Origin of the sequence: Nocardia sp. CA-135953 (assembly GCF_050955735.1) — a bacterium.
Lineage (GTDB): Bacteria > Actinomycetota > Actinomycetes > Mycobacteriales > Mycobacteriaceae > Nocardia.
Genome location: NZ_CP192082.1, coordinates 6,591,285 through 6,612,895 on the forward strand (window position 1 = coordinate 6,591,285; position 21,611 = coordinate 6,612,895).

General features: G+C 64.6%; 21 protein-coding genes, 1 tRNA gene and 3 pseudogenes. 15 read left to right on the forward strand and 10 right to left on the reverse strand.

Translation table 11 applies throughout. The features are described 5' to 3' along the window. Nucleotides 1-6: 6 nt before the first annotated feature. Nucleotides 7-1,644, reverse strand: a complete 1,638-nt coding sequence (locus ACQPXH_RS30010; protein ID WP_433599800.1) for a long-chain fatty acid--CoA ligase — start codon at nucleotides 1,642-1,644, stop codon at nucleotides 7-9. A 390-nt stretch (nucleotides 1,645-2,034) separates the two neighbouring features. Here ACQPXH_RS30010 and ACQPXH_RS30015 point away from each other — a divergent pair, with 390 nt between their 5' ends. Beyond that, on the forward strand, nucleotides 2,035-2,445 hold the full coding sequence (locus ACQPXH_RS30015) for a hypothetical protein (RefSeq protein ID WP_433599801.1): 411 nt from the start codon (nucleotides 2,035-2,037) through the stop codon (nucleotides 2,443-2,445). Between the two features lie 355 nt (nucleotides 2,446-2,800). Next, the gene (locus ACQPXH_RS30020; RefSeq protein WP_433599802.1) at nucleotides 2,801-3,562 is read left to right on the forward strand and encodes a dienelactone hydrolase family protein; all 762 of its coding nucleotides are present in this window, start codon (nucleotides 2,801-2,803) and stop codon (nucleotides 3,560-3,562) included. Nucleotides 3,563-3,836: 274 nt separating this feature from the next. Here the strand turns inward: ACQPXH_RS30020 and ACQPXH_RS30025 are convergent, their stop codons facing one another. The 5 genes from ACQPXH_RS30025 to ACQPXH_RS30045 form a co-directional block, all read right to left on the reverse strand. Then, nucleotides 3,837-4,925, reverse strand: coding sequence for a cation diffusion facilitator family transporter (locus tag ACQPXH_RS30025; protein ID WP_433599803.1), 1,089 nt, complete (start codon nucleotides 4,923-4,925; stop codon nucleotides 3,837-3,839). Further along, nucleotides 4,922-5,317, reverse strand: coding sequence for an ArsR/SmtB family transcription factor (locus ACQPXH_RS30030; protein WP_433599804.1), 396 nt, complete (start codon nucleotides 5,315-5,317; stop codon nucleotides 4,922-4,924). Before ACQPXH_RS30030 ends, ACQPXH_RS30025 begins: the two co-directional genes overlap by 4 nt. Nucleotides 5,318-5,479: 162 nt before the next feature. Continuing rightward, nucleotides 5,480-7,081, reverse strand: a complete 1,602-nt coding sequence (locus ACQPXH_RS30035; RefSeq protein ID WP_433599805.1) for an NlpC/P60 family protein — start codon at nucleotides 7,079-7,081, stop codon at nucleotides 5,480-5,482. Nucleotides 7,082-7,348: 267 nt separating this feature from the next. Then, nucleotides 7,349-8,197: a hypothetical protein gene (locus ACQPXH_RS30040; RefSeq protein ID WP_433599806.1), complete on the reverse strand. Its 849-nt coding sequence runs from the start codon at nucleotides 8,195-8,197 to the stop codon at nucleotides 7,349-7,351. After that, nucleotides 8,197-8,922 carry a ParA family protein gene (locus ACQPXH_RS30045; protein WP_433599807.1) on the reverse strand — a complete coding sequence of 242 codons (726 nt, stop codon included), beginning with the start codon at nucleotides 8,920-8,922 and terminating at the stop codon, nucleotides 8,197-8,199. Before ACQPXH_RS30045 ends, ACQPXH_RS30040 begins: the two co-directional genes overlap by 1 nt. A gap of 456 nt (nucleotides 8,923-9,378) precedes the next feature. On the opposite strand from ACQPXH_RS30045, the pseudogene ACQPXH_RS30050 reads away from it, so the two are divergent. The 8 genes and pseudogenes from ACQPXH_RS30050 to ACQPXH_RS30085 form a co-directional block, all read left to right on the forward strand. Continuing rightward, nucleotides 9,379-9,600: pseudogene (locus ACQPXH_RS30050) on the forward strand (acyl-CoA dehydrogenase family protein); the annotation flags it as partial. Between the two features lie 70 nt (nucleotides 9,601-9,670). Further along, complete coding sequence (locus tag ACQPXH_RS30055; RefSeq protein ID WP_433599808.1) at nucleotides 9,671-10,483, forward strand: DUF1542 domain-containing protein; 813 nt, start codon at nucleotides 9,671-9,673, stop codon at nucleotides 10,481-10,483. Between the two features lie 198 nt (nucleotides 10,484-10,681). Further along, a tRNA-Arg gene (locus tag ACQPXH_RS30060) sits at nucleotides 10,682-10,754 on the forward strand. Nucleotides 10,755-11,037: 283 nt separating this feature from the next. Beyond that, nucleotides 11,038-11,178: pseudogene (locus ACQPXH_RS30065) on the forward strand (type II toxin-antitoxin system RelE/ParE family toxin); the annotation flags it as partial. 12 nt (nucleotides 11,179-11,190) lie between these two features. Next, nucleotides 11,191-11,499 (forward strand): HigA family addiction module antitoxin, encoded by a 309-nt coding sequence (locus ACQPXH_RS30070; protein ID WP_433599809.1) that lies wholly within the window; start codon nucleotides 11,191-11,193, stop codon nucleotides 11,497-11,499. Nucleotides 11,500-11,595: 96 nt separating this feature from the next. Then, a complete protein-coding gene (locus ACQPXH_RS30075; protein WP_433599810.1) occupies nucleotides 11,596-12,063 on the forward strand; it encodes a cupin domain-containing protein in 468 nt (155 codons plus the stop codon). A gap of 228 nt (nucleotides 12,064-12,291) precedes the next feature. After that, a complete protein-coding gene (locus tag ACQPXH_RS30080; RefSeq protein ID WP_433599811.1) occupies nucleotides 12,292-12,492 on the forward strand; it encodes a hypothetical protein in 201 nt (66 codons plus the stop codon). Between the two features lie 80 nt (nucleotides 12,493-12,572). Continuing rightward, a pseudogene (locus ACQPXH_RS30085) lies at nucleotides 12,573-12,686 on the forward strand (IS630 family transposase); the annotation flags it as partial. Between the two features lie 19 nt (nucleotides 12,687-12,705). Here the strand turns inward: ACQPXH_RS30085 and ACQPXH_RS30090 are convergent. After that, nucleotides 12,706-13,263, reverse strand: coding sequence for a TetR/AcrR family transcriptional regulator (locus ACQPXH_RS30090; RefSeq protein ID WP_433599812.1), 558 nt, complete (start codon nucleotides 13,261-13,263; stop codon nucleotides 12,706-12,708). A 62-nt stretch (nucleotides 13,264-13,325) separates the two neighbouring features. Between ACQPXH_RS30090 and ACQPXH_RS30095 the strand changes: the two genes are divergently transcribed. Next, nucleotides 13,326-14,396 carry a potassium-tellurite ethidium and proflavin transporter gene (locus ACQPXH_RS30095; protein ID WP_433599813.1) on the forward strand — a complete coding sequence of 357 codons (1,071 nt, stop codon included), beginning with the start codon at nucleotides 13,326-13,328 and terminating at the stop codon, nucleotides 14,394-14,396. A gap of 507 nt (nucleotides 14,397-14,903) precedes the next feature. On the opposite strand, the gene ACQPXH_RS30100 is transcribed toward ACQPXH_RS30095, so the two are convergent. Then, nucleotides 14,904-15,884, reverse strand: a complete 981-nt coding sequence (locus ACQPXH_RS30100) for an aldo/keto reductase (protein WP_433599814.1) — start codon at nucleotides 15,882-15,884, stop codon at nucleotides 14,904-14,906. Nucleotides 15,885-16,914: 1,030 nt separating this feature from the next. Between ACQPXH_RS30100 and ACQPXH_RS30105 the strand changes: the two genes are divergently transcribed. The 4 genes from ACQPXH_RS30105 to ACQPXH_RS30120 all read left to right on the forward strand — a co-directional run bounded on the left by ACQPXH_RS30105 (nucleotide 16,915) and on the right by ACQPXH_RS30120 (nucleotide 19,653). After that, nucleotides 16,915-17,682 carry a TetR/AcrR family transcriptional regulator gene (locus tag ACQPXH_RS30105; protein ID WP_433599815.1) on the forward strand — a complete coding sequence of 256 codons (768 nt, stop codon included), beginning with the start codon at nucleotides 16,915-16,917 and terminating at the stop codon, nucleotides 17,680-17,682. Further along, nucleotides 17,679-18,425: an SDR family NAD(P)-dependent oxidoreductase gene (locus tag ACQPXH_RS30110; RefSeq protein WP_433599816.1), complete on the forward strand. Its 747-nt coding sequence runs from the start codon at nucleotides 17,679-17,681 to the stop codon at nucleotides 18,423-18,425. Before ACQPXH_RS30105 ends, ACQPXH_RS30110 begins: the two co-directional genes overlap by 4 nt. Before the next feature lie 13 nt (nucleotides 18,426-18,438). After that, complete coding sequence (locus ACQPXH_RS30115; protein WP_433599817.1) at nucleotides 18,439-19,299, forward strand: ABC transporter substrate-binding protein; 861 nt, start codon at nucleotides 18,439-18,441, stop codon at nucleotides 19,297-19,299. Between the two features lie 225 nt (nucleotides 19,300-19,524). Continuing rightward, entirely contained in the window at nucleotides 19,525-19,653 is a 129-nt protein-coding gene (locus ACQPXH_RS30120; RefSeq protein WP_433599818.1) for a hypothetical protein, read from the forward strand. Nucleotides 19,654-19,784: 131 nt separating this feature from the next. Here ACQPXH_RS30120 and ACQPXH_RS30125 read toward each other — a convergent pair whose 3' ends face one another. Together ACQPXH_RS30125 and ACQPXH_RS30130 are read right to left on the reverse strand one after the other, a co-directional pair. Next, on the reverse strand, nucleotides 19,785-20,834 hold the full coding sequence (locus ACQPXH_RS30125; RefSeq protein WP_433599819.1) for an NAD(P)-dependent alcohol dehydrogenase: 1,050 nt from the start codon (nucleotides 20,832-20,834) through the stop codon (nucleotides 19,785-19,787). A gap of 32 nt (nucleotides 20,835-20,866) precedes the next feature. Continuing rightward, complete coding sequence (locus ACQPXH_RS30130; RefSeq protein ID WP_433599820.1) at nucleotides 20,867-21,532, reverse strand: DUF2306 domain-containing protein; 666 nt, start codon at nucleotides 21,530-21,532, stop codon at nucleotides 20,867-20,869. Between the last annotated feature and the right edge of the window lie 79 nt (nucleotides 21,533-21,611).

Consider the following 21,611-nt stretch of genomic DNA (forward strand, 5'->3'; position numbering starts at 1 on the left):
GTCGTTCTAGGACAGCGTGGTGACGGTGAGGTCGCCGTCGGCGTACTGGGCGCGCAGGCGCTTCTTGTCGAATTTCCCGACGCTGGTCTTGGGGACTTCCGCGATGAAGGTCCACCGTTCCGGCAGCTGCCATTTGGCGAACTTGTCGGCGAGGAACTCGCGCAGCTCTTCGGGTTCGGCCTCGGTGCCCTCGGCGAGCACGATCGCGACCAACGGGCGCTCGTCCCACTTCTCGTCCGGCACACCGATGACCGCGGCCTCGGCGACGGCCGGGTGGCCCATGACCGCATTCTCCAGATCGACCGAGGAGATCCATTCACCACCGGACTTGATAACGTCCTTGGCGCGGTCGACCAGGGTGAGGTAGCCGTCCGGGCTGATCTTGCCGACATCGCCGGTACGCAGCCAGCCATTGTCGAACTTGTCGGGATCGATCACCGCGCCGTCCGGGGCGTAGTACGACCCGGTGATCCAGGGACCGCGAACTTCCAACTCGCCCAGCGACTCTCCGTCATCGGGGACCACGGTGCCGTTATCGCCGACCAGGCGGGCCTGCACACCCGCCGGGAAACGGCCCTGGGTGAAGCGGTACTCCCATTCGTCCTCACCGTCTACCCCGGCGGGCGGATGCGCGACGCTGCCGAGCGGGGAGGTCTCGGTCATACCCCAGGCGTGCAGGATGCGCACGCCGTGCTTTTCCTCGAAGGCGCGCATCATCGACGGCGGCACCGCCGAACCGCCGACGACCACCGACCGCAGATGCGAGATGTCCTGCGGCTTCGCGGCCAGCCCGGCGAGTACGCCACCCCAGATGGACGGGACGGCCGCGGCGAAGGTCGGCTGCTCGCTGGCCATCATTTCCAGCAGCGGACCCGGCTGCAGGAAGCGGTCGGGCATGAGGACATTCGCGCCCGACATCAGCGCCGCATACGGCAGGCCCCAGGCATTGGCATGAAACAGCGGGACGATGGCGAGCACATAGTCGCGGTTGGAGAAGCCCATGCTGGTCGGCTGGCACACCTGCATGGCGTGCAACCAGTTGGAGCGGTGCGAATACACCACACCCTTCGGGTCACCGGTGGTGCCGGAGGTGTAACACATCGCGGCGGCGGATCGCTCGTCGATCACCGGGTAGTCGAAGGTATCCGGCTGCGCGGCGAGCAGTTCGGAGTAGGAATGCACCTGGACACCCTCGGGGGCCTGCAGCGCGGCGGCATCGCCATTGGCCACGATGACGTGGCGGACGGTCTTCAGATTCGGCAGGTACTGGGCGAACATCGGCACCAGCGTGCCGTCGACGATCACCACCTGGTCCTCGGCGTGATTGGCCACGAAGACCAGTTGCTCAGGGAAGAGCCGGATATTGAGCGCGTGCAGCACCGCACCCATCGCGGGTACCGCGATGTAGGCGACCATATGCTCGTTGTTGTTCCACATGAAGGTGCCGACCCGATCGCCGTCACCAATTCCCAAGGTGCGCAACGCATTTGCCAGACGTGCCGATTCGGCGCCGAGCTCGCGGTAGGTCATGGTGCGTACGCCGGTGCCGGTCCAGGTCGAGACGGTGGCATCGCCCATGAACGTCGATGCGTAGCGCAGCAACGTCGCCAGCGACAACGGCTCGTCCTGCATGGTGCTCAACATCGGTACTCCTTTTTTCTACGGTGGCTACGGCAGCCCGCCGACCATGAGCCACATCACACCGGGGATGTTACCCAAGGGTAGGGCGCGCAGAAGGCTCCATAGCCGATCCCATCAGAAGGCGTGTGCCATCAGTTTGTCCGGCTGCGCCGCGATTTGCGAGACGAGTCGAATGGGCACGTGGGGTCCAGTGGCGCGAAGAGTCGCGCTAAGTGCTGGCGCTGCTGTGCGCGACGGTGTTCACGTTGCGCGCCAAGGCGGTCGACGACGTGCTCGAGTTCTTCGACCTGCTGATGGTGACCAATCTGATGGCGCCGGGCAGAGCTGCAGTCCAAGGAGGAGAAACTGCGCCGGTACCCGAAGAGCAAGAACGCCGGCAGGTTGGCGCGGGCGGTGCGAGTGCTGCTGGAGATGACCGAGACCGAGCCGGAGCTGTCGTTGCGGCTGGTGTGGGATCTGATCGAGAACACTGTGTCCAAGGCCGAGCTGCGGGCGGCAGTCGCGGCGATCGATGAGCTGGTGCCGCAAGCGGACCTGGAGTTCGACTCCCGGTTCGAAGAGATGGCGGGCCGATTCGCCACGGTGCTGGCGTTCCTCCCTGCGATGATGCGGCACATCGACTTCGGCGCCGTCGGTGACGGCGTGGCGGTGCTGAAGGCCATGCGGGAGCTGACGGATCTTGTTGCTGGTATTCGATTCCGCCACGACGCCCCGTCCTTTCTCGGTCCAGCGCATCCAAGATCATCCGCGCTATCGCAGATAATTTGCGAAGTCGCCCCGCTCCGGACGGGGCACCAACAGTAAACTCTTGGCGCGACTTTTCGCGGATTTGGACTGAGCCCGCGAAAAGGCGCACCTCACAACGATTCCCAAGGACAGCCGGTGTGCGGCCGGTATTGGTGTCGAAGTCAGGTGACGAGGTCACCGAGTGGCGATGGCACCTCAGAGTTGACATCGGTCCTGTCCGGTGGGCTACGGTGTGAAGCGATGACTACCGGGACGGCATTGCGCCACACACGTATTGGTTACCCGGTGCTGTTCTGAGCGCCGCGCAGACCGCCGGTGTCGGTTCGCTTTTCGATCGAGGATCCGGTGTTGCGCGGGCTCCGCCTTCGTCGTGTTGATCACAGGACATCAACTACGACAGAAGGATTCAACGATGACTGCAACGCACGGTAGGTCGGTCGACGTTCGGACGCCCGATGGTGTCGCCGACGCGTATGTCGCCTGCCCCGACGATGGCGCGGCCCATCCGGGAGTGCTGGTGATTCAGGACGGTTTCGGACTGCGGCCCAGCCTGCGGTCGTTGGCCGACCGCATTGCTGCCCACGGCTACACCGTCCTGCTGCCGAACGCGTATTACCGGCACGGGCGTGCGCCGGTGATCGAGCTGCCGGACGTCATCGACCCGGCGGAACGGCCGGAGATCTTTCAGCAGGTCTTCCCGATGATCCGCGAGCTGACACCGGAGCTACTGCGTTCCGATGCGGACGCCTATCTCGAGTGGCTGGCGACGTCGCCGCAGGTCGCCGAGGGGAAGGTCGGCCTCACCGGTTACTGCATGGGTGCGCGGCTGGCGGTGCTGATCGCCGCCATGTTCCCGGATCGGGTTGCGGCGGTGGCAGGATTCCATGGCGGACCGCTCGTTACCGACACCCCGGACAGTCCGCACCTGACCGTCGGAAACATCACCGCGGAGCTGTATTTCGCCCACGCCGGCGAGGATCAGCACATGACCCCGGAACACATCGCTCAGTTCGACAAGGCACTCGACGCCGCCGGTGTCCGCTACCGCACCGAGGTCTACGAGGGTGCCCAACACGGCTACACCCAGGCCGATACCTCCGCCCACGACCCCGACGCCGCCGAACGTCACTACCGCGAGCTGCTCGCTCTGTTCGACCGCAATCTGCGCCGGTAGCCGAGCAGGCCCCAATCCGGGTCCGGAGTCCAACCACGCACGTCGTGATGCCTCGGGACACGCTTCTCGAGGCATCGTGTTAGCGCCAAATATGGCCGGTTGCAGCACCACCCCCGAAACCACCAGCGCCCAACAACGCTCAGCAATCACCCGAACCGACCGGCCCGACCCAACCGGATCGGCTTAGCGCGACTCTTCGCGCCACTGGACCCCACATGCCGAATGGCGGCCCCACGTGCCCGAGAACCGCCATCCGACGACGCTCGACGGCAAGTCAGACCGCGGAGTGAGCGGGGTAGGCGTGCACGAGGGCGCTGTCGAGTTTGGGCACGGCATGGGTGAGGGTGTGCTCGGCGCCGTGGGCCAAGCGGTGCGCGTCGGCCAGCGTGATGCTCGGGACGACATCCAGCTCGACATCCGCATGCAAGCGGTGGCCGATCCAGCGCATTCGAAGGCTGCGCACACCGAGCACACCGGGTTCGCCGACCAGCGCCCGCTCGGCGGTACTCACCAGGGTGGGCTCGACGCCATCCATCAAGCGGCGGAACACATCTCGCGCGGCCGTGCGCAATACCGCGAGAATCGCGATCGTAATCAGCAGTCCGACAATGGGGTCGGCGAGCGGGAATCCGAGCGCAACCCCGCCCGCACCGATCAGCACCGCCAGTGAGGTGAATCCGTCCGTCCGCGCATGCAATCCGTCGGCCACCAGTGCCGCCGAGCCGATTCGCCGCCCGACCCTGATCCGATACAGCGCGACGGTCTCATTGCCGAGAAAACCGATGAGTCCCGCTGCCGCGACCCAACTCAGATGCTGGATCTGCACCGGATCGATCAGTCTGCGCACCGCCTCGTATCCGGCGATGATCGCGGACAACGTGATCATACCGACCACGAACAACCCGGACAGATCCTCGGCCCGCCCGAACCCATAGGTGTAGCGCCGCGTCGCCGCCCGCCGACCGAGCGCGAACGCGATCCACAGCGGCACCGCGGTGAGCGCATCGGAGAAGTTGTGAATGGTGTCCGCCGCCAACGCGACCGAACCGGAAGCCAGCACGATCAATACCTGGAGCACGGCGGTCAGCCCGAGCACCAGCAGGCTGATCTTCACCGCGCGGATCCCGACAGCGCTGGACTCCAGCGCACCGTCGATGCTGTCGGCGGCGTCGTGGCTGTGCGGTAGGAAGATATCGCGCAGCGCACCACGCAATCCCCCCGGATGGTCGTGGTCATGGTTCGCACCGTGGTCGTGGTCGTGCCCATGATCGTGGTCGTGCTCGTGGTCCGCACCATGCGAATGCCCGTGGTGGTGACCACGCGAAATGTTCTGCCAGCGTTCAGGATTACGCTCGTGACTCATTCCGCCACCGCCTGATCGCGAGCAGGCAGTCCCCGTACCGACCCCCCGCCGCGGTGATGCGCAGGTACACCAGGGCCCGCGTGTTCGGCGTTGTACACCGCATCCACGACCAACTGGCGGACGTGTCCGTTCTCCAGGCTGTAGAAGATGGTGGTTCCGGCGCGGCGGGTCCGGACCAGACGAGCCATGCGCAGTTTGGACAGGTGTTGCGATACCGAGGGGCCGGGCTTGCCGATGTGATCGGCCAGATCATTGACCGAGAGTTCCCGGTCGACCAGCGCCCACAGGATCTGTACGCGGGTCGAGTCGGCCAGCATGCGGAAGACTTCGACGACCAGTCCGACCTGGTCCTCCGCAATCGGTAGCCGCAGTGGCTCGTTATCTGCATTCATACGCAGATAATAAAACTATGCTGCATCAGATGGAACGGTCCCTTCGGACCGGGTCAGATGGAACGGTCCCTTCGGACCGGGCCGACGGCGACATCCCTGCACTGCCGTCGGCAGACCGGCCCGCTCCAGCTCATCCGTTCAATCGGTGTGACTCGTGCGCGCTCAGTACCGACGGGCGCCCGCGTAGGGCATCGAGGACATCGGCGACATGATCACGCCGGTCCCATAGGTCGAAGCGTGGATGACCTTGCCGTCACCGGCATAGAGGGCCGAGTGGCTGCCGTCGTAGAAGGACACCACGTCACCGGGTTCGAGCTCGTCCTGGGCGACCGGGGTGCCCTCGGACAGCTGCTCATAACTGGTCCGCGGCACCTTCACCCCGGCCTGCTTATACGACCACTGCACCAGCCCGGAGCAGTCGAAGACATCCGGCCCCGTCGCGCCCATGCTGTATCCGGTGCCGACCTTGCCGCGTGCCGCGTCGACCGCGATCTCACCGTGCGTGCGTTGCGGCGCCACCACGGGCGGCGAGGCGGGCGGCTTGATGCCGAGAACGCTGCTGAGGTACGCGATTTCACTGCGGAACATATCCGCGGGCACCGTAATCCCGGTCCCCGGAATCGTCGCGAACGCCGGTGGCTCGGCACCGGGGGCTCCAGCCGGCGCCGATCGCCCGGCCTCTGGCGCCGAACGTTCGCCCCACGGAATCACCACGGGCAGTGAGCGCCCGGCCTGCGGCGCGGACCGTTCCGCGCCGGGGATCGCGAGCGGAGCAAACCGCTCCAACCCGAGCACCCCGACGGGTATCGAGATTTGTGCACCTGGAACCCCCAGCGGAATCGAAAGTTCGTTCCCACGGACCTCGACCGGCGCGAACTCTGGGACAGCGACCGGATCCTCGACCGCGGGAATCAGCGGGAGTTCCGAACGCCCGATACCCAGAGTCCGCAGGGACACCGCGAGCGCGGAACCCGGCGCAGCCAGCGGCGCCGAAAGTTCCTTGCCCTGCACCGCGACAGGCGCCGCACCCAAGGGAGCAATGTAATTCTCAACCGCAGAAACCAGCGGAAGCGCAGAACGCTCGACACCCACAGCCCGCAAGGGCACCGCGAGCGCGGAACCCGGCGCAGCCAGCGGCGCCGAAAGTTCCTTACCCTGCACCGCGACAGGCGCCGCACCCAAGGGAGCAATGTAATTCTCAACCGCAGAAACCAGCGGAAGCGCAGAACGCTCGACACCCACAGCCCGCAAGGGCACCGCGAGTACGGAACCCGGCGCAGCCAGCGGCGCCGAAAGTTCCTTGCCCTGCACCGCGACAGGCGCAGCACACGAAGGAGCAGCGTCAACAGTGGAAATCAATGGAAGTGCCGAACGCTCGATATTCAAGAACGCGAGAGGCGCGGAGAACATTGCTCCCGGAATCGTCGGCGGAATCGAAAGCTCATTACTCGGGACCCCGAGGGGCACCTCGACTTCCGCACCGGGAACCGCGCGCGGCGCCGAAAGTTCCTTCCCCGGAACTTCAGCTGGCCCGATCTCCGAAGGTGCGCCGGAATCCGCTACCGCGGGAATGCTGGGAATCGAAATCTGATCCGGGACTTCGAATGTCCCGACCCCCGGAATGGTCAGCGGTTGCGCTGACGCCCGACCTCCTGCGAGCAGTGTCGCGGCGATGGCCGCGCCTGCGATGACTCCCGCGCCGACGGCCCATAGGAGCACGCGCCGCAGGAAACGAGAATATCGACCCTCCGTAGTTGATGCCATGATCCGGTCCTCCGATGCTCGTATCGAAGTTCCTGGCCGGCCGTCGACGCCGAACTGCATTGGCGTTCCGGACTTCACCAAGACCTCGAATGAATTCGAAAACCATCACGGTGATCTTTGTCCAGCGGATCCGAGCGCCATGTTTCGCTCAATCCGCGCCAATTATGCGACACAACACGCGCATTGACGATAACAAAAGCGTAACTAATCTGAAATGCCCCGCAGCAGAATCTCTTCCGCAGCGAGGCATTCCGGCACAGAAATGGCTCAAGCGATGATCTGTTCTTCGATCTGTTCGGCGAGAGTTCGCAGTTTCGCGGCGAATTCGCGCGCCGCCGCCGGATCATTGTTCGAGCCCTTGACAACTCGTCGCGTCAGCGCGGCGAACCGCGATTCCACCGCGGCGAACAGATCGACGGCCCGCTCCCTCGATCGGTCCCGCAACTCCCCGCGCAGCCAGGCCTGCAGCAATTCGACCACCTCGGCCTTGTCGAACCGCTCGGGCAGCAGCGCGACGGCCTCGCGGAGCTTGCCCGCGGTGACCTTCACATCGTCGACACCGGCGATCGTGGTGTACACGGTGACCGCCGCATCTTCGCCGTACTGGGCGGCCACCGGCAGCAGTTCGCGAACCTGTCCCTCATTGATCGCGGGGGCGATCGGATGCAATTTGGCGGCGAGCGGCCAGGCCCGAATCAACTTGTGCGCGTATGACCGCTGCATATCCCAGCGCTGCTCCACATAATCGTCGAAGCTCGCGTGCCGATCCCGGTAGAGCCGACCGTCGCGCACTATTTGCAGCGCGCGTCCGGCAGACCAGAAGGCGACCCGCAGGCCGTCGATCGAGGTTTCACAGGCCGTCAACTGGGCCTGTTCGCGATCGTCGAGCGGCCCGACCAGCCCGGTTTCGTTCGGCGCGGGCAGTGGCATCGTCAGTACATTCGCCTCGACTGCCGGCGCGATCACCTCCAGCGACGCCGCGCTCAGCGGACCCGTTCGCCACTCGGCATCCCGCAGCGGGGATACCGGCGGCGTGTGCTCGGCACTATCCGCCAACGGATTCGCGCCACCGATCGAGCCCTTGCCGATGGAACCCTTTCTACGCTGCGGAGGCATCAGGCGGGCACCTCCACCGCGACCCGGTACGGACTCACCAGTTCCTCGCCGACCTGCCGGTATTCACCGAGATCCATGATCGGATTCTCGGCACCCTCCCCGACCTCCCCGTCGGCCGCCTCCCGGTACCACTTCCACGCGCTCAAATAGGATTCGAATACGTCGTAGCCCGCATCCTCCAGATTTCCGCGCTGCGTGCGGTATTCGGTCGAGACGTTCACGCCGTTCTTCATCGTCACCGGCACCTTGGTCATCAGTACCCGCACCCGGATCTCGCGGCCGCTATCCGCCGCGGCCTCCTCGGCGGCCTTATAGGTACTCGGCACCCGCTTGACCTCCGATGGGCTGACGCTGGTCAACAGAATCAGCTCATCGCTCTGCGGTATGGCGGCCTTGAATATCTCGGCCGACTCGCCACCGGCATCGACGATGATCACATCGAATTTCCCGCCATTATCGGTAATGCAGTCGTCGACATGCCGGGACGGGAAGGCGATCAGCTTGAACGGCACCTCGATCCCACCCCTGAGCAGCCGCCGATACCAGGAATATCCGGTCTGACTGAGCGGGTCGGCGTCGATGACGAGCACTCGCAATTCGTGGACCTGCGCGAAATATGAAGCCAAGAAAAACGCTGATGTCGTCTTGCCGACGCCGCCTTTGAGATTTCCGAGCGTTATGACCAGTGGTTCGGGTATTTCCAGTGGCGCAACAGAATTCTTCATGGACAGTCCTCCGAGGGTGAGGATGGTCAGCTGTGGCGGGCCAAGTTTCGCACAGCGGAGTTCAATTTCCGCTGATTGCGGACCTGCCATTTCCTCGCGCGCGAGCGCTGTGCCCGATTTCGGCGGCAAAGCTGTGTCCAATTGGACACACCCGACCGCCCTGTCGCCAACCGGGCGCATAGTGAAATGTCGACCCGATGCTCCCGACGCCGAGACCTGAGCGAGCTCACTCGCGATATCACCGACAAGGTGCCACGCGTGTTCGAATCCGAGAAGACCGAAACCTTTCCAGACGGCGCGGATCGGGCGAATCCATCGGCGCCTACAACATTTCCGAAGCGCATGCTGTATCCGATGCGGCCGCGGCGCGCTGTCGGGCCATCTCGGTCCGCGGTAAGCATGATAGACGTTGTGGGACAACGGCTTTCGATTGCATTCAGCGGTCCGAACTCGCCGGCCGGTATCGCGGAACTGATCGCCCCCGATGCCGCGATGAAGGTCACCACCGATGCGGCGCACGTGTTCGGCGTCGACGGCTACACCCAGGACTTCCCGATACAGCGCTATCTGCGCTATGCCGAGGTCATGCAGATTTTCGAGGGCACCAACCAGATCCGATGTCTGGTCATCCCGGCAGTCGCCGGACAATGGACACGACGGGTCACCGCCCGCCGCTAGCTCAGCCGAGTCTCAGCTAGCCCCCAGTAAGCTCGGGGCGACCGGGAACGATGACGAAAGGGCGCGAGCGATGCTGTGGGTACTGATCGGCGTTGTCATCTTGCTCGCGGCGGCCTACGTCATCTATCAGACGCAACAGAGCAAGCAGCGTGCGGCACGGGAGTTCGACGACGCGGCCGCCGACGCCAGGCAGATGATCGAGCGACTCGCAGGTCAGGTCTACAACCTGACCGGCAGCAATGAGGCAGCTGAGCAGGCACTCGTCGACGCCTCGGAGCGGCATATCGCGGCCGGCTCACAGATCGAGCAAGCCCGCACGCCCGCCCAGGCGCGGCTGGCGAAGCAGACCGCGGTCGAGGGCATGTATTACATCCGCGCGGCGCGCACTGCGATGTTGATGGATCCAGGCCCGGTGATTCCGGCGCTGGACGGTCAGGACACCGCGGGGCGGGTCACCGAGAAGCGGGTCGTCGAATACGAGGGCCGCGACGTCGCCGCTTCGCCGAACCCCTCCGCGGAGACGCCGAATTACTATCCGGGCGGACGCGTCGCGGGGCGGCCGGTACCCGCGGGCTGGTACTCCGAGCCGTGGTGGCGGCCCGCATTGATCGGCGGCGCTTGGGGTTTGGGTTCGGCGTTGCTGTTCTCCTCGCTGTTCTCCGGAATGTCCGGCGTCGGATATGACGTGCAGGGGTTCGAAAGTGGTTACGGCGAGGGGTATCAGGACGCGCTCGACGCGGCAGGTGGGGACCAGGGTTACGACTCGGGTGATCAGGGCGGGTACTCCGATGATCAAGGTGGGTACGACTCGGGTGGCGGGTTCGACGATGGAGGTTTCGACGGCGGCGGGTTCGATGGAGGCGGCTTCGACGGCGGGTTCTGACCGCCTTCAGGGCGCTGTTCGATACCAGCGGCTACTCCGAGGACCCCAACAGTCTCTGTCTTACGGCATTGGTCAACCCCAACCGATCCAGACCCGATGACACCCTCTTCGCCCTCCGACCAAATCGATTCAACCCACCCGCCCCCGACCCGGTAGACTCCCCGAAGTCCCACCGGTGCCCCCGGCACCGCCAGTTCAGCCCTCGTAGCTCAGGGGATAGAGCACCGCTCTCCTAAAGCGGGTGTCGCAGGTTCGAATCCTGCCGAGGGCACAGCATCGACGCAGGTCATCCCTGTACTTTTCGAAGGTCGACCACTTCTGCACCGTTTTGAGTACACAGTAACGAAGTTGGCTCGCGCCGAGTTCAGCCGATCAGCCACTGCATCGAGGTCGTCATCGAACAGGTCGGCATAGAAATCCAACGTCGTGCTCGGCTTGTCGTGTCCGAGCATCCGCTGAATGCCGAGTACCGACGCACCCTCCGAAACCGCCAATGACGCCGTGTGCCGCATCTCTTGCGGAGTGAACCCGCGAAGTTCAGCAGCTGCGGCGTTGTTCCACCTGCCAATCGGCTGGAAAAGTTGAGTGGCGATCGCGAGGGGCAGCACAGCATCCGTATCAACGACCAATGGCGGATCTGCTTCGTATGGGAAGCAGCTGGACCGCGCGACGTAGAGATTGTCGACTATCACTGAGGAGGAGAGACCATGACGACCACAACACCACTGCCTCCGATCTCTCCTGGCGAAATTCTCGCGGAAGAGTTCATGGAGCCATTGCAGATCAGCCAGAATGCGCTTGCGCGGGCGTTGGATGTCCCGGCGCGGCGTATCAACCAGATCGTGCATGGCAAGAGGGCCATCACCACACGAACCGCGCTGCTGCTGGCCCGGTACTTCGGCACCACACCCGAGTTCTGGATCAACCTCCAGACGCACTACGACCTGGTACGTGAACGCGAGAACCTCGGCGACAAACTCAGCCGGATCGTGCCTCGCCAATCGGTCGCCTGTTAGTTAGATATCCTCGTGGACAGTAATGAACCCGATCATTGATCGGGTTCATTGCTGTCCTGGAGTCCTCACGCGATGAACCCGAATGAAGGAGTCGCAATGGAAGCCAAGCCCACGGCCCTAGTCGTACAGCCCGGCGAGGCAGGCGGCGCGTCGCTCTCGGACGGAACGTTCGAGTTGCTCGCCGATGGCGGTGCGGTCAGCGCCAGCCGTCTGACGCTCAAGACCGGCGCCGACGGCGCGCCGCCGCATCACCACAAGCTGTCCCACGAAGCCTTCTATGTGCTGGGTGGGACGATGCTCTTCCGCCTCGGCGACACTCTGACGACGGTCGCGAAAGGCGGCTTGGTCGTCATCCCACCCGGCCTGCCGCACGTCTTCGGGGCGGCCGACGGCCAGGAAGCCGACGTGTTCGTCGTTCTCAGCCCAGGCATCGAGCGGTTCGGCTACTTCGAGCAGTTGGCCGCCATCAGCCGCGGTGAAGCCGAGTTCGACTCGCTAATCCCTGAGCAGGACCGCTACGACGTGCACTTCGAGAGTCTTCCCAACTGGCGCTCAGTCACCTGAGCACATGCGGTGCCTCTGCCAACACCAACGACTGACACCAACAGACACGAACACGAGCGGTCGTCGCGGGACCTCGACGGACGAGCGATCCAGTTGCAGCATTGGTTTGTCACCGCCTGTCCCTGTCAGACTGAAATGAGACCTGATGGTCTGTTAGTTTGCTGAGGTTGAGTAGGGCTGTATCACTCGCACGCGATCGAGTGGCGCCGCGCTCGGGACGCGGGCGCTTTGAATGCGTTGTCCGCCAAGCAGACCGGGCCGACGAGGACCGAGGCCGATAGGCGGGTGGAGAAGCTGGAAGCCGAGTTCGCACGTACCCGGGAAGAGCTGGCACGTAAGGACAAAGCCCTCGCCGTCCTGGGAAAAGCACACGCGCTGCTGGAAATGCTCTCCAGCAGCGCGGATTTCGAGAATAAGCACGAGAAGTGATCAATGCGGCCGTCGCCGAACTCGATCCGCTGGTCGGGGTTACGGCCGCGTGCCGGTTGACCGGCAAGTCGCGGGCGACGCTGCCGCCGAAGTCCGATCTGGTGTTGAGTGCTGCCGAACGCGCGCAACTGGTTTCGTGGGCGAGGCGGGCCAAGACCGCTCAGTATCTGGCGATGCGGGCCAAGATAGTGTTGCGTTGGATTCTCTTCGACGTCACAACGCGTCGATGATGCCGTCGACGATGGCGCCGAACGTCTCCGACGGCCTACCAGCCTTGATGAGCACACTGAGCCCGATCACGGAGGCAAGTACCTGACCAGCGGCGGCGTCGGCAACGCGATCCACGCCGAATTCTCCCGATTCCTGTCCTTGCGTGATTGCTTGCCGAAACACCGCTTCGATCTGCGTGAAGAGCTCGCTCGCGATGCGATTCACGTCGTCGTCGGCGGCGCCGAGCTCCGCGACAGCATTGACCATGACGCACCCCCGTTGGTGCTCACCGACGCCGGCAAGGACAGCGATCGCCCTTTTGAGACGCGGACCGATCGGCCCGGGCGCTGAGAACAAGTCGGTCAGATACTCGAGTCGTCTCTCGCTATAGCGCCGAAGGGCACTCATGAACAGCGCGTGCTTGCTCACAAATGTGTTGTAGAGACTGCCTTTGCCGATCCCCATCGCACTGGCCAACTCCTGCGGCGTCGTTCCGGCGTACCCCTGACGCCAGAACAGGTCCATCGCCTGTTCTACGGCCGCACCCGTCTCGAACTGCATCGGCCTACCCACGGAAACAGAGTAACTTGCAAGATACTGTACCTTCAGGTCAATAACTGCCCATGCGTTTCACGTCGGGGTCCCGCTACCCCTGCCAGGAGGACATTCCTTTGTCTGGTCAACTGCCCTTTGCGCACGTCATCCCTGCAACTGGCGTGCCGACGCGCGTTCCATTGAACACGCTCGCCATACCCCTGGGCTTGGCTGGACTCGCCCAGGTTTGGTCCGTGGCGACTATCGCGCTCGGCATGCCGTTCGCAATAGGGCAAGCGTTCTGGCTGATCGCTGCGATCGCCTGGCTCTGGACCATCGCGGTGCACGTGCGTCGCGGCACACGCACCGATCAACCGCTCTCGCATCAGCTCACGCACTTCGCTCAAGGCCCGCTCGCGGCATTGCTTCCCATCACCGCGATGCTGCTCGGAGCAAGCCTTCACCGTACGATTCCACTTGCCGGAACCGTGCTGACGTTGATCTCCATTGCCGCCGCTGCCGCGTTCGGCGCATGGATCCTGAGCTTCTGGATGCGTGGGGAACTGACGCTCGAATCCGTTCATGGCGGCTACTACCTGCCCATCAGTGCAGCTGGTCTCGTTGGCGCACTCGCCGCTGCCGAGTCAGGGCTTGACTGGCTTGCCGTCGGAACTTTCGCGGTCGGGATCTTCTTCTGGCTGGTTATCTCCGCGTTCTTCTTCCTCCGACTCGCGCTCCGTCCAACCATGCCCGCACCGCTCGTTCCGACACTCGCGATCATGATTGCTCCCCCTGCCGTCGCGGCGGCAGCGTGGCTGACGATCTCTGGCGGTCGACCCGATGAGGTGTTCGAGGGGTTGACGGCGGTGACGGCGTTCATGGTGCTGATCCAGGTGACGTTGTTGCCGCGCTACCGTGCACTTCCGTTCTCGCTCAGCTTCTGGTCATTCACCTTCCCTGCGGCGAGTGTCACTGCGCTCGTCATCACGTGGTTACGGCTGCTGCATCCATTTGCTTGGCAGGCCACCACGGTCGGATTGCTCGCCGCTCTCACGGTCCTCGTTGTGGTGGTCGCGGCGAAGTCGATCTTCTTGCTCAGCGCGACGACCCGTGCGGCAAGACGACAGCGGCCAGCCGCCGAGAAGCAGGCGATTGGCTGACCCGCGAGCAGGAACAGCCAAGTCGCTCGCCTCCGGCAACTTCTCGACCCAGGTCGTTACCCGGGAGCGGAGACATCGCTCGCCGCCTCGCACTTCTACAAGAACGCCTGGCAGCCCACGCTAGGGTCCGTCCTCAAAGCCATGTGAGCAGGGTGGCCAGGTCGAGCATGCCTCGGTTGGAGGTTGCGGTCGTATCGGGTGGCGATGGCCCGATACTGCTCGAGCCGGTTGAAACAGCGTTCGACCACATTGCGGCGCCGATAAGCGGTCCGATCGAACCTCGGTGGACGGCGACCTGCACTGCCTCGGCGACGACGGTTGGCCTGCTGATCGCTGTGCTGGGAATCGTCGCGGTGATACCCGCTGTCGAAGGTGCTGCCGGATCGCGCGAGTGAGTAGCCCTTATCGGCCAGGACTCGCCGGGGCCGTGCCTACGGCCGATCGCGCCCCAGGCGTCGCATCCAGATACCGGCTACGATTCACGGAAGTCGAGACGGGGCAGTCGGTTCAGCGGTCCACCGCAGTCATATCCTCGTAGCGTGAACCGCTGGCCGCGCCTTTCGGTACCGCCTCCCCGATGCGGTCCAGGTCCTCGCGCGTAAGGGTAATCCCGAGCGCGGCCACGTTCTCCTCCAGGTATCGGGGGTGCTTGGTGCCAGGGATGGGAACGATGCCCTCCTCCTGGGCCAGGATCCACGCCAATGCCAATTGAGCCGGCGTCACATGCTTCGCGGCGGCGATCTCCTTCACTCGCTCCACGAGTTCCAGGTTCTTCTGGAAGTTCTCTCCTTGGAACCGCGGCCTCCGGCGACGCCAGTCGTCCTTTGGCAGATCCTCGAAACGGCGCAACTGCCCGGTGAGGAAGCCGCGGCCGAGCGGGCTGTACGCGACAAAGCCGATGCCCAATTCCCGAACTGCGGGGATGAGGTCGTCCTCGGGGTCGCGACTCCACAGCGAATACTCGGTCTGCAGGGCGGAGATCGGGTGTATGGAATGCGCCCGGCGGATGGTCGCGGGCGCTGCCTCGGACAGGCCGAGATAACGTACTTTCCCCTGCCTTACCAGTCCCGCCATGGCACCGACGGTCTCTTCAATGGGGACGGCTGGATCGACGCGGTGCTGGTAGTAGAGGTCGATGTGGTCAACCCCCAACCGTCGGAGCGAGCCGTCGCAGGCCTCCCGCACGTGCTCCGGCCGGCCGTCAATGCCCTGCCAGCTGCCGTCCGAGCCGCGCACGAAGCCGAACTTGGTGGCCACTATCACTTCGTCACGCTGACCACGAATCGCCTTGCCGACCAGTTCCTCGTTGGTAAACGGGCCGTAGGCATCCGACGTGTCGAAGAAATTGACCCCTAGTTCCAGGGCCCGGTGGATGGTTGCGATGGACTCGGCTTCGTCGGCGGACCCGTAGGCATCGCTCATCCCCATGCAGCCGAGTCCCAACGTGGAGACGATCAAACCCTGCTTGCCCAGTCGTTGCGGCTCCATGTGATTCCTCCTCGTGAAATGTGACCTCTTTCGCCCGGATTTCCAACTGTGGGTCAACGTTATCCGGGACTTATCCCGGCTATCCTGCAAATATCTCCGCTTGGTCGATGTCGCCACCTCCTCGCACTCGATATCCCCATGCCGATCAGGCTGGCGATCACCTCGGTCCGGTCGTGAAAGAGTGCGGGTCGGTAGCGTCCTGTTCTCGACCCATACCTGGCCCGCCGTCAGGAAATCGAACGGGTACACCTGCTCCCCTCCGACGATCGAGAGGACTATCTGGTGTGGACATCGGCAGTCTGTCCTGCGGCGAGCAGGTTCTTCATGGAGGTCGATTGCACTGATGTCCCAGGTGCTGTTCACTGCGACGCCCGAAGTCGATCGGGCCTTCCCGCAGCCGTGGCACGAGTAGCCGATTGCCTTGCCGCGCTTCCAGCATCCCATCAGCAAACTGATGATGGGATGTTTCTATCAGAGGTTGATGGATTCGAGCCCTGCGGCGTCATGCCGGGCTTCCAGGGTGTGGTTGGTTACGGTGCAGAACATCTGAATGTGCCGCATGTGAGCCGGGCGATTGCGAGCCGCGTACCTGCCGTGCGAAGCAGCGCCTACCAATCATCGGCGGCAGGTCGTGGACTTGCCTGCTCTCGGCGGTGTTCGCCGAATTGGCAGTCGGCCGATCAGGAAAGACCCGATCTGCCCGCCCGACCAGGGATCGCCGCGTGCATCGACACGCGACCGGTTCCCGCCCGCACCATCTGGGGGTGATCACCGCAAATGCTCACGAAAGGCATTGGCATCGCCGCGATCGGCCGGACGCTGCATCTCACACGCAAGACTGTTGCCGGGGCCTCGGTGTGTCGTCCCGCGCCGGCCGTCGTTCGCGCGTGGGGATTGCTCGTGGTTCGAGCCCGCTTGCGCGACTGGACGTCTGGAATCTTCTGGAGAGCCGTGGAGCTCTGATCGAGACCGGCGCCGTGCGAGTGCGATCGAGAACAGATTCGCTGAGGTCAGCACGGGGTTCGACCAGGTGCGCGGCGAACTGGACCTCGCTGCGCTGATTGCCCGGACGGGCATCATGTTCGCCGTCCCCGGGGTGCAGCCCCTGACGTCGACGCGGCGGCAGCCGGGTCGGGCCTGCAACTGTGCCTTGACAGTATTGGGTCAGCAGGCCACCATGGAAACTATGGAGACGAAATTAGTTTCCTCAGTTTCCGAGGAGCGGCGTGCCGAGGTGATCGTCGACGCGGCCAGCCGGCTGTTCCTCGCGCCGGGCCTCGGGCGGGTCAGCATGGACGACCTCGCCCGTGAGCTCGGGATGAGTAAGAAAACGATCTACCGACACTTCCCGGATAAGCACAGCCTGATAACCGCGGTGCTGGACCGGCTGTTCGGGGCGATCGAGCGCACGCTGGTCGCCGCGGCCGAGGAGGCCGAAGGCCGGCCGTTCAGTGAGCAGGTGCAGCGGTTCCTGCACGCGACGTGCAGCGAGCTCGGGCGCATCGGCGCGGCTCAGCGAGCCACCGGGCGGGGCGATGCGGTGTTGCGCAAGCACGTGGAACAGCGGATGGACGCGGTGGTCTACCGACGGCTCGATGAGCTGTTCCAGCACGGGCACCGGCATGGGCTGCTGTCGACGCCACCCGAGCTGCTCAGCGAGATCATCCGCGGCGCGGCGGAACGGCTGCTGAACTCGCCGTTACCACGCAAGCTCGACCGCAGCGCAGCCGATCTGCTGCGAATAACAGTCAACACCGTCCTCTATGGCGCAATTCGTGAACAGGAGGTCGAATCATGACCAGGGTGGCATTGGTGACCGGGTCCAGTAGCGGAATCGGTGCGGCGACCGCGCGCCTGCTGGCCGAACGCGGAATGCGCGTTGTGGTCAATTACCTGCACAGCGACCAGGCGGCCAAGGATGTCGTGGCCGAAATCGAGGTCGGCGGCGGCCAGGCCATGGCCGTACAGGCCGACGTGCGCGACGTGGCGGCGGTCGACGGCATGATCGAGCAGATCCACGCGGCCTGGGGCGGCGGCGTCGACGTACTCGTGCACAACGCGCTCACCCCATACGTGATCAAGTCGTTCCACGACATGACCTGGGAGGAGCTGGGCGGAAAGCTCGACGACGAGATGCGGGCGGCGTATGTGGTCACCAAGGCCGTGCTACCCGCCATGACCGACCAGGGCTGGGGACGCGTCATCTATCTCGGCACGGGTCTGAGCCGCCGGCCACGGGCGGGCATGATCGCGCTCGGTACGGCCAAGGCGGCGCTGGCCCAGTTCGCCCGGTATCTCGCGCAGGAATTGGGCCCCAGGGGCGTCACGGTCAATGTCGTCGAGCCAGGCCCGGTGGCCGGAACCAACATATTGCAGGAAGTCGATGACGAGGTGAAACAGCAGCAGGTGGCCGCCACCCCACTGGGCCGCCTGGCGATCCCAGCCGATGTCGCCCAAGCGGTGGCCTTCTACGCCAGCGAGGACAACGGGTTCATGACCGGCACCACCGCCGCCGTCAACGGCGGCATGGCAATGTACTAGGGAAGGACCGATTATGCACACCATTGATCTGGCCTATGTCGGTCGGGGTCTGCACGAGGAACTGGTCGCCCATATCGCCGACCAGGAGGGCTACTACGCGGGCGAGGGGGTGCACGTCGCACTGCACGACGGCATCGCCTGGGACGAGGAACGGTTGCGCCACGGCGCCACCATCGGGCTCGGCCGAGCGCTGTTGTCGCGGTTGACCGGCGGCATCCCGTGGGTCACGCTCATTGTCAACACACACCGTCCGCTGTTCTGGTTCCTCGCCCGCCCCGGCCTGACCTCGCTGACGGACTTGGCCGGCCAACGGCTCGCGGTCCACGCGCCGGACACCCCGCCCGGTTGCTTCGCCCGGATCGTGTTGCGCCGGGCCGGCCTGGACCCGGACCGCGATGTGCACTGCATCGTGCGAGCGCCCGGCGACTACGGCATGGACCTGCGCCAGCTGCGCGAGGGCAGCATCGACGCCGCTTACGTCGGCAGCACCATGGCGCCGGAGGCGGTCGCCGCCGAGTACGGGTGGCAAGTGCTGGCCTGGGTCGGCGACCACTTCCAGATCCCCACTGTCGGCGTGGCCATCGACCCCGCTCACACCGACCCGGACGACCCCGCGCTGCAAGCCCTCGTCCGCGCCCACCGACGCGCCCTTCGGGTGATCCACGAAGATCCCGACACCACGATCCGGCATATGCGAACGTTCCTCGGCGGCCAGACCGCGGACGAGGTCCGAGCCCACTACGAGAAGTTCATCGCGCCGTACTACACCACCGACGGCCAGGTCGATCTGGCTATCGCCGACAGCGCGATCCCCGCGGTCGCCGCCGAACTCGGTGTGTCCGCCAGCGTTGACGCGGCCGACTTCTACCGCTAGTCACCCTGTGACAACCCCATGCAGGGCATCTCGACGGACCACCGGTGGTGGTGTTTGCCGTCAGTGTGACCGCATTCCTTGCAGTGCAGCACGGCCGGGGTCAACGGCGAGATGAACATCTCCTGACCCCGTGCCCTCCACACGGGGCCATACCGTCCCGGTCCGGCCGAGTGTCGTGCATCCGGCGCACCGTCTCAGCAACCGTCACATCGAAGCAAAACATTGATGCACACGATCGATCTTGCCTACGTCGGGCGAGGCCTACACGAGGAACTCGTCACCTACCTCGCCGGGCCCGATTCTGCATACATCACCGGCTCCAGCCTGAACATCGACGGTGGATTCAGCGCATGACCATGTGACAAGACAGTGGAGTTCATTTCCGGCCGATCCCCCGAATTCGTTGCTTCGACGCTGCGCGTGGCACGGATGTCCCACTCGGATGACGCTGTGGTTCAAGCACGAGCCGTTGTATTTTGCACTCCCTACAATGTGATGACGACTTTGCCGCGGGCTCGGTGGCTCATCATGTGGGTTACCGCTGCGGCGGCATCGGCCAGGGGGTAGGCCTTCTCGATGATCACCTTGATGTCGCCGGAGACCAGGAGGGTGGCGAGCGCTCGGAGGTTGTCGCGGTTCGGGACGCAGGTGACGGTGCGGACGTCGGTGGAGCCCCATCGCATCATCAGCATGGCCCGTCCGATTCTGGGCATGCTGCCGAGCACACCGCGGGCTTCGCCGATGCTGTTGGGGATCAAGGTTCCTCCAGGGGTCAGCAGTCGGGCAGTGACCGTGGGCGGATGATTCAGGACGTTGTCGAGGATGACGTCGTAGCGGTGTGTGCGGCGGGTGAAGTCCTCCTGGGCGTAGTCGATGACGTGATCGGCGCCGAGCGACTGGACGAATTCGATGTTGCGGCTGCTGCACACGCCGGTGACCTGCGCGCCGAGTGTCTTGGCGATCTGTACCGCGAGTGTCCCGACTCCGCCCGAGGCGCCGTTGATCAGCACTTGCTTGCCCGGTCCGGCCTGGCCCGCGTCACGCATGGCGGCCAGGGCGGTGATGCCCGACATGACCGACGCAGCGGCCTCCTCGAAGGTCAGTTCGGCGGGCTTCAGGATGAGCTGGCCCGCCGGTGCGACCGTGTATTCGGCGAAAGTGCCATGCTGTGTCGAGGCGGTGCTGTCCCACGTCGATCCGAATACCTCGTCGCCGGGCTCGAGGTCGGTCACGTTCGTGCCGACGGCCTCCACGATCCCGGCGATATCGGATCCCCGCACCGGCGTCGCGGGAGTCCACAGTCCGAACTGCAGCCGCAGGATGTAGGGCATACCGACCGCGCCGACCCAGTCCGGGGTATTGACGCTGGTGGCACGCAAACGGACCAGCGCATCGTCGGCGCCGACCGCGGGACGGGCGATATCGCCGAGCGCGAACACCCGGTCCGGCGGTCCGTAGCCCCGCTGCACGATCGCTTTCATCGGCTTGTCCCCGCCGGATATGTCGGGGGTGACCGCTTTCATCGATGGCGACATGGTTTCCTTGCCTTTCTCGAATGATGCGCCGCTCACGCCGCGTGGGCGTGCGCCGGTGTGGGAACACGTGATGAACGAGTCCGTCGCCGAATGGCTGTTTCAGCGACAGCGAGATTGAGCACCCAGGCGGCGCCGTGCAACAACGCCCTGGCGAATACGCCGGGCCCACCGACCGCGGCCTCCCAGAATCCGAGCAACACCCCCTGGGTTCCGGCGCCGACAGCGATCGCGTAGCCGCGGGTCATCCACGCGCCGTGCCCGGCGAAATCCCCGCGGCGCAGGGCCGCGGTGCCGAGCAGAATAGACAAGGCCATGCCCGATCCGAACAACAATCGAAAGGCACTGAGCAGAACCGAATCTCGCGCCGGCAGCGGATAGGTCACCGTCATCCACAGCGCCGACCCCGCGACCGCCAACCCGAGCGGCACCAGCACACGACCGGCATGGCGATGCCATCGATGACGGCGTAGCCCCGGCACGAATTGAAGCGCACCGATGACACTGAACAGACTGGCACTGACCACGTGCACCAGAATCGGCACCGGCGCCACGAAGAAGCGTTCGTTATCCATCGTGACAGCGACATCGACCGCCCCCGACAGTTCGGCGACACGAATTCCACTGGCAAGCACAGGAACAACGCTGAGCACGATCAATCCGGTGGGCACAAGCCAGTTCGTGCGAGAAGGCGTGGTCATACCTCACATCGTCGCCAACGGGCCGTTGCGCCACATCGGGACAAAGGCTCGAATCCGGTCACCCGATCGTCCGGTCCAG

Coding starts and splice junctions, on each gene's coding strand:
- ACQPXH_RS30010 (WP_433599800.1), bottom strand. CDS start 1,644: ATGTTGAGCACCATGCAGGACGAGCCGTTGTCGCTGGCGACGTTGCTG.
- ACQPXH_RS30020 (WP_433599802.1), top strand. CDS start 2,801: ATGACTGCAACGCACGGTAGGTCGGTCGACGTTCGGACGCCCGATGGT.
- ACQPXH_RS30025 (WP_433599803.1), bottom strand. CDS start 4,925: ATGAGTCACGAGCGTAATCCTGAACGCTGGCAGAACATTTCGCGTGGT.
- ACQPXH_RS30030 (WP_433599804.1), bottom strand. CDS start 5,317: ATGAATGCAGATAACGAGCCACTGCGGCTACCGATTGCGGAGGACCAG.
- ACQPXH_RS30035 (WP_433599805.1), bottom strand. CDS start 7,081: ATGGCATCAACTACGGAGGGTCGATATTCTCGTTTCCTGCGGCGCGTG.
- ACQPXH_RS30040 (WP_433599806.1), bottom strand. CDS start 8,197: ATGCCTCCGCAGCGTAGAAAGGGTTCCATCGGCAAGGGCTCGATCGGT.
- ACQPXH_RS30045 (WP_433599807.1), bottom strand. CDS start 8,922: ATGAAGAATTCTGTTGCGCCACTGGAAATACCCGAACCACTGGTCATA.
- ACQPXH_RS30055 (WP_433599808.1), top strand. CDS start 9,671: ATGCTGTGGGTACTGATCGGCGTTGTCATCTTGCTCGCGGCGGCCTAC.
- ACQPXH_RS30070 (WP_433599809.1), top strand. CDS start 11,191: ATGACGACCACAACACCACTGCCTCCGATCTCTCCTGGCGAAATTCTC.
- ACQPXH_RS30075 (WP_433599810.1), top strand. CDS start 11,596: ATGGAAGCCAAGCCCACGGCCCTAGTCGTACAGCCCGGCGAGGCAGGC.
- ACQPXH_RS30090 (WP_433599812.1), bottom strand. CDS start 13,263: ATGCAGTTCGAGACGGGTGCGGCCGTAGAACAGGCGATGGACCTGTTC.
- ACQPXH_RS30095 (WP_433599813.1), top strand. CDS start 13,326: ATGCGTTTCACGTCGGGGTCCCGCTACCCCTGCCAGGAGGACATTCCT.
- ACQPXH_RS30100 (WP_433599814.1), bottom strand. CDS start 15,884: ATGGAGCCGCAACGACTGGGCAAGCAGGGTTTGATCGTCTCCACGTTG.
- ACQPXH_RS30110 (WP_433599816.1), top strand. CDS start 17,679: ATGACCAGGGTGGCATTGGTGACCGGGTCCAGTAGCGGAATCGGTGCG.
- ACQPXH_RS30115 (WP_433599817.1), top strand. CDS start 18,439: ATGCACACCATTGATCTGGCCTATGTCGGTCGGGGTCTGCACGAGGAA.
- ACQPXH_RS30120 (WP_433599818.1), top strand. CDS start 19,525: ATGCACACGATCGATCTTGCCTACGTCGGGCGAGGCCTACACGAGGAA.
- ACQPXH_RS30125 (WP_433599819.1), bottom strand. CDS start 20,834: ATGTCGCCATCGATGAAAGCGGTCACCCCCGACATATCCGGCGGGGAC.
- ACQPXH_RS30130 (WP_433599820.1), bottom strand. CDS start 21,532: ATGACCACGCCTTCTCGCACGAACTGGCTTGTGCCCACCGGATTGATC.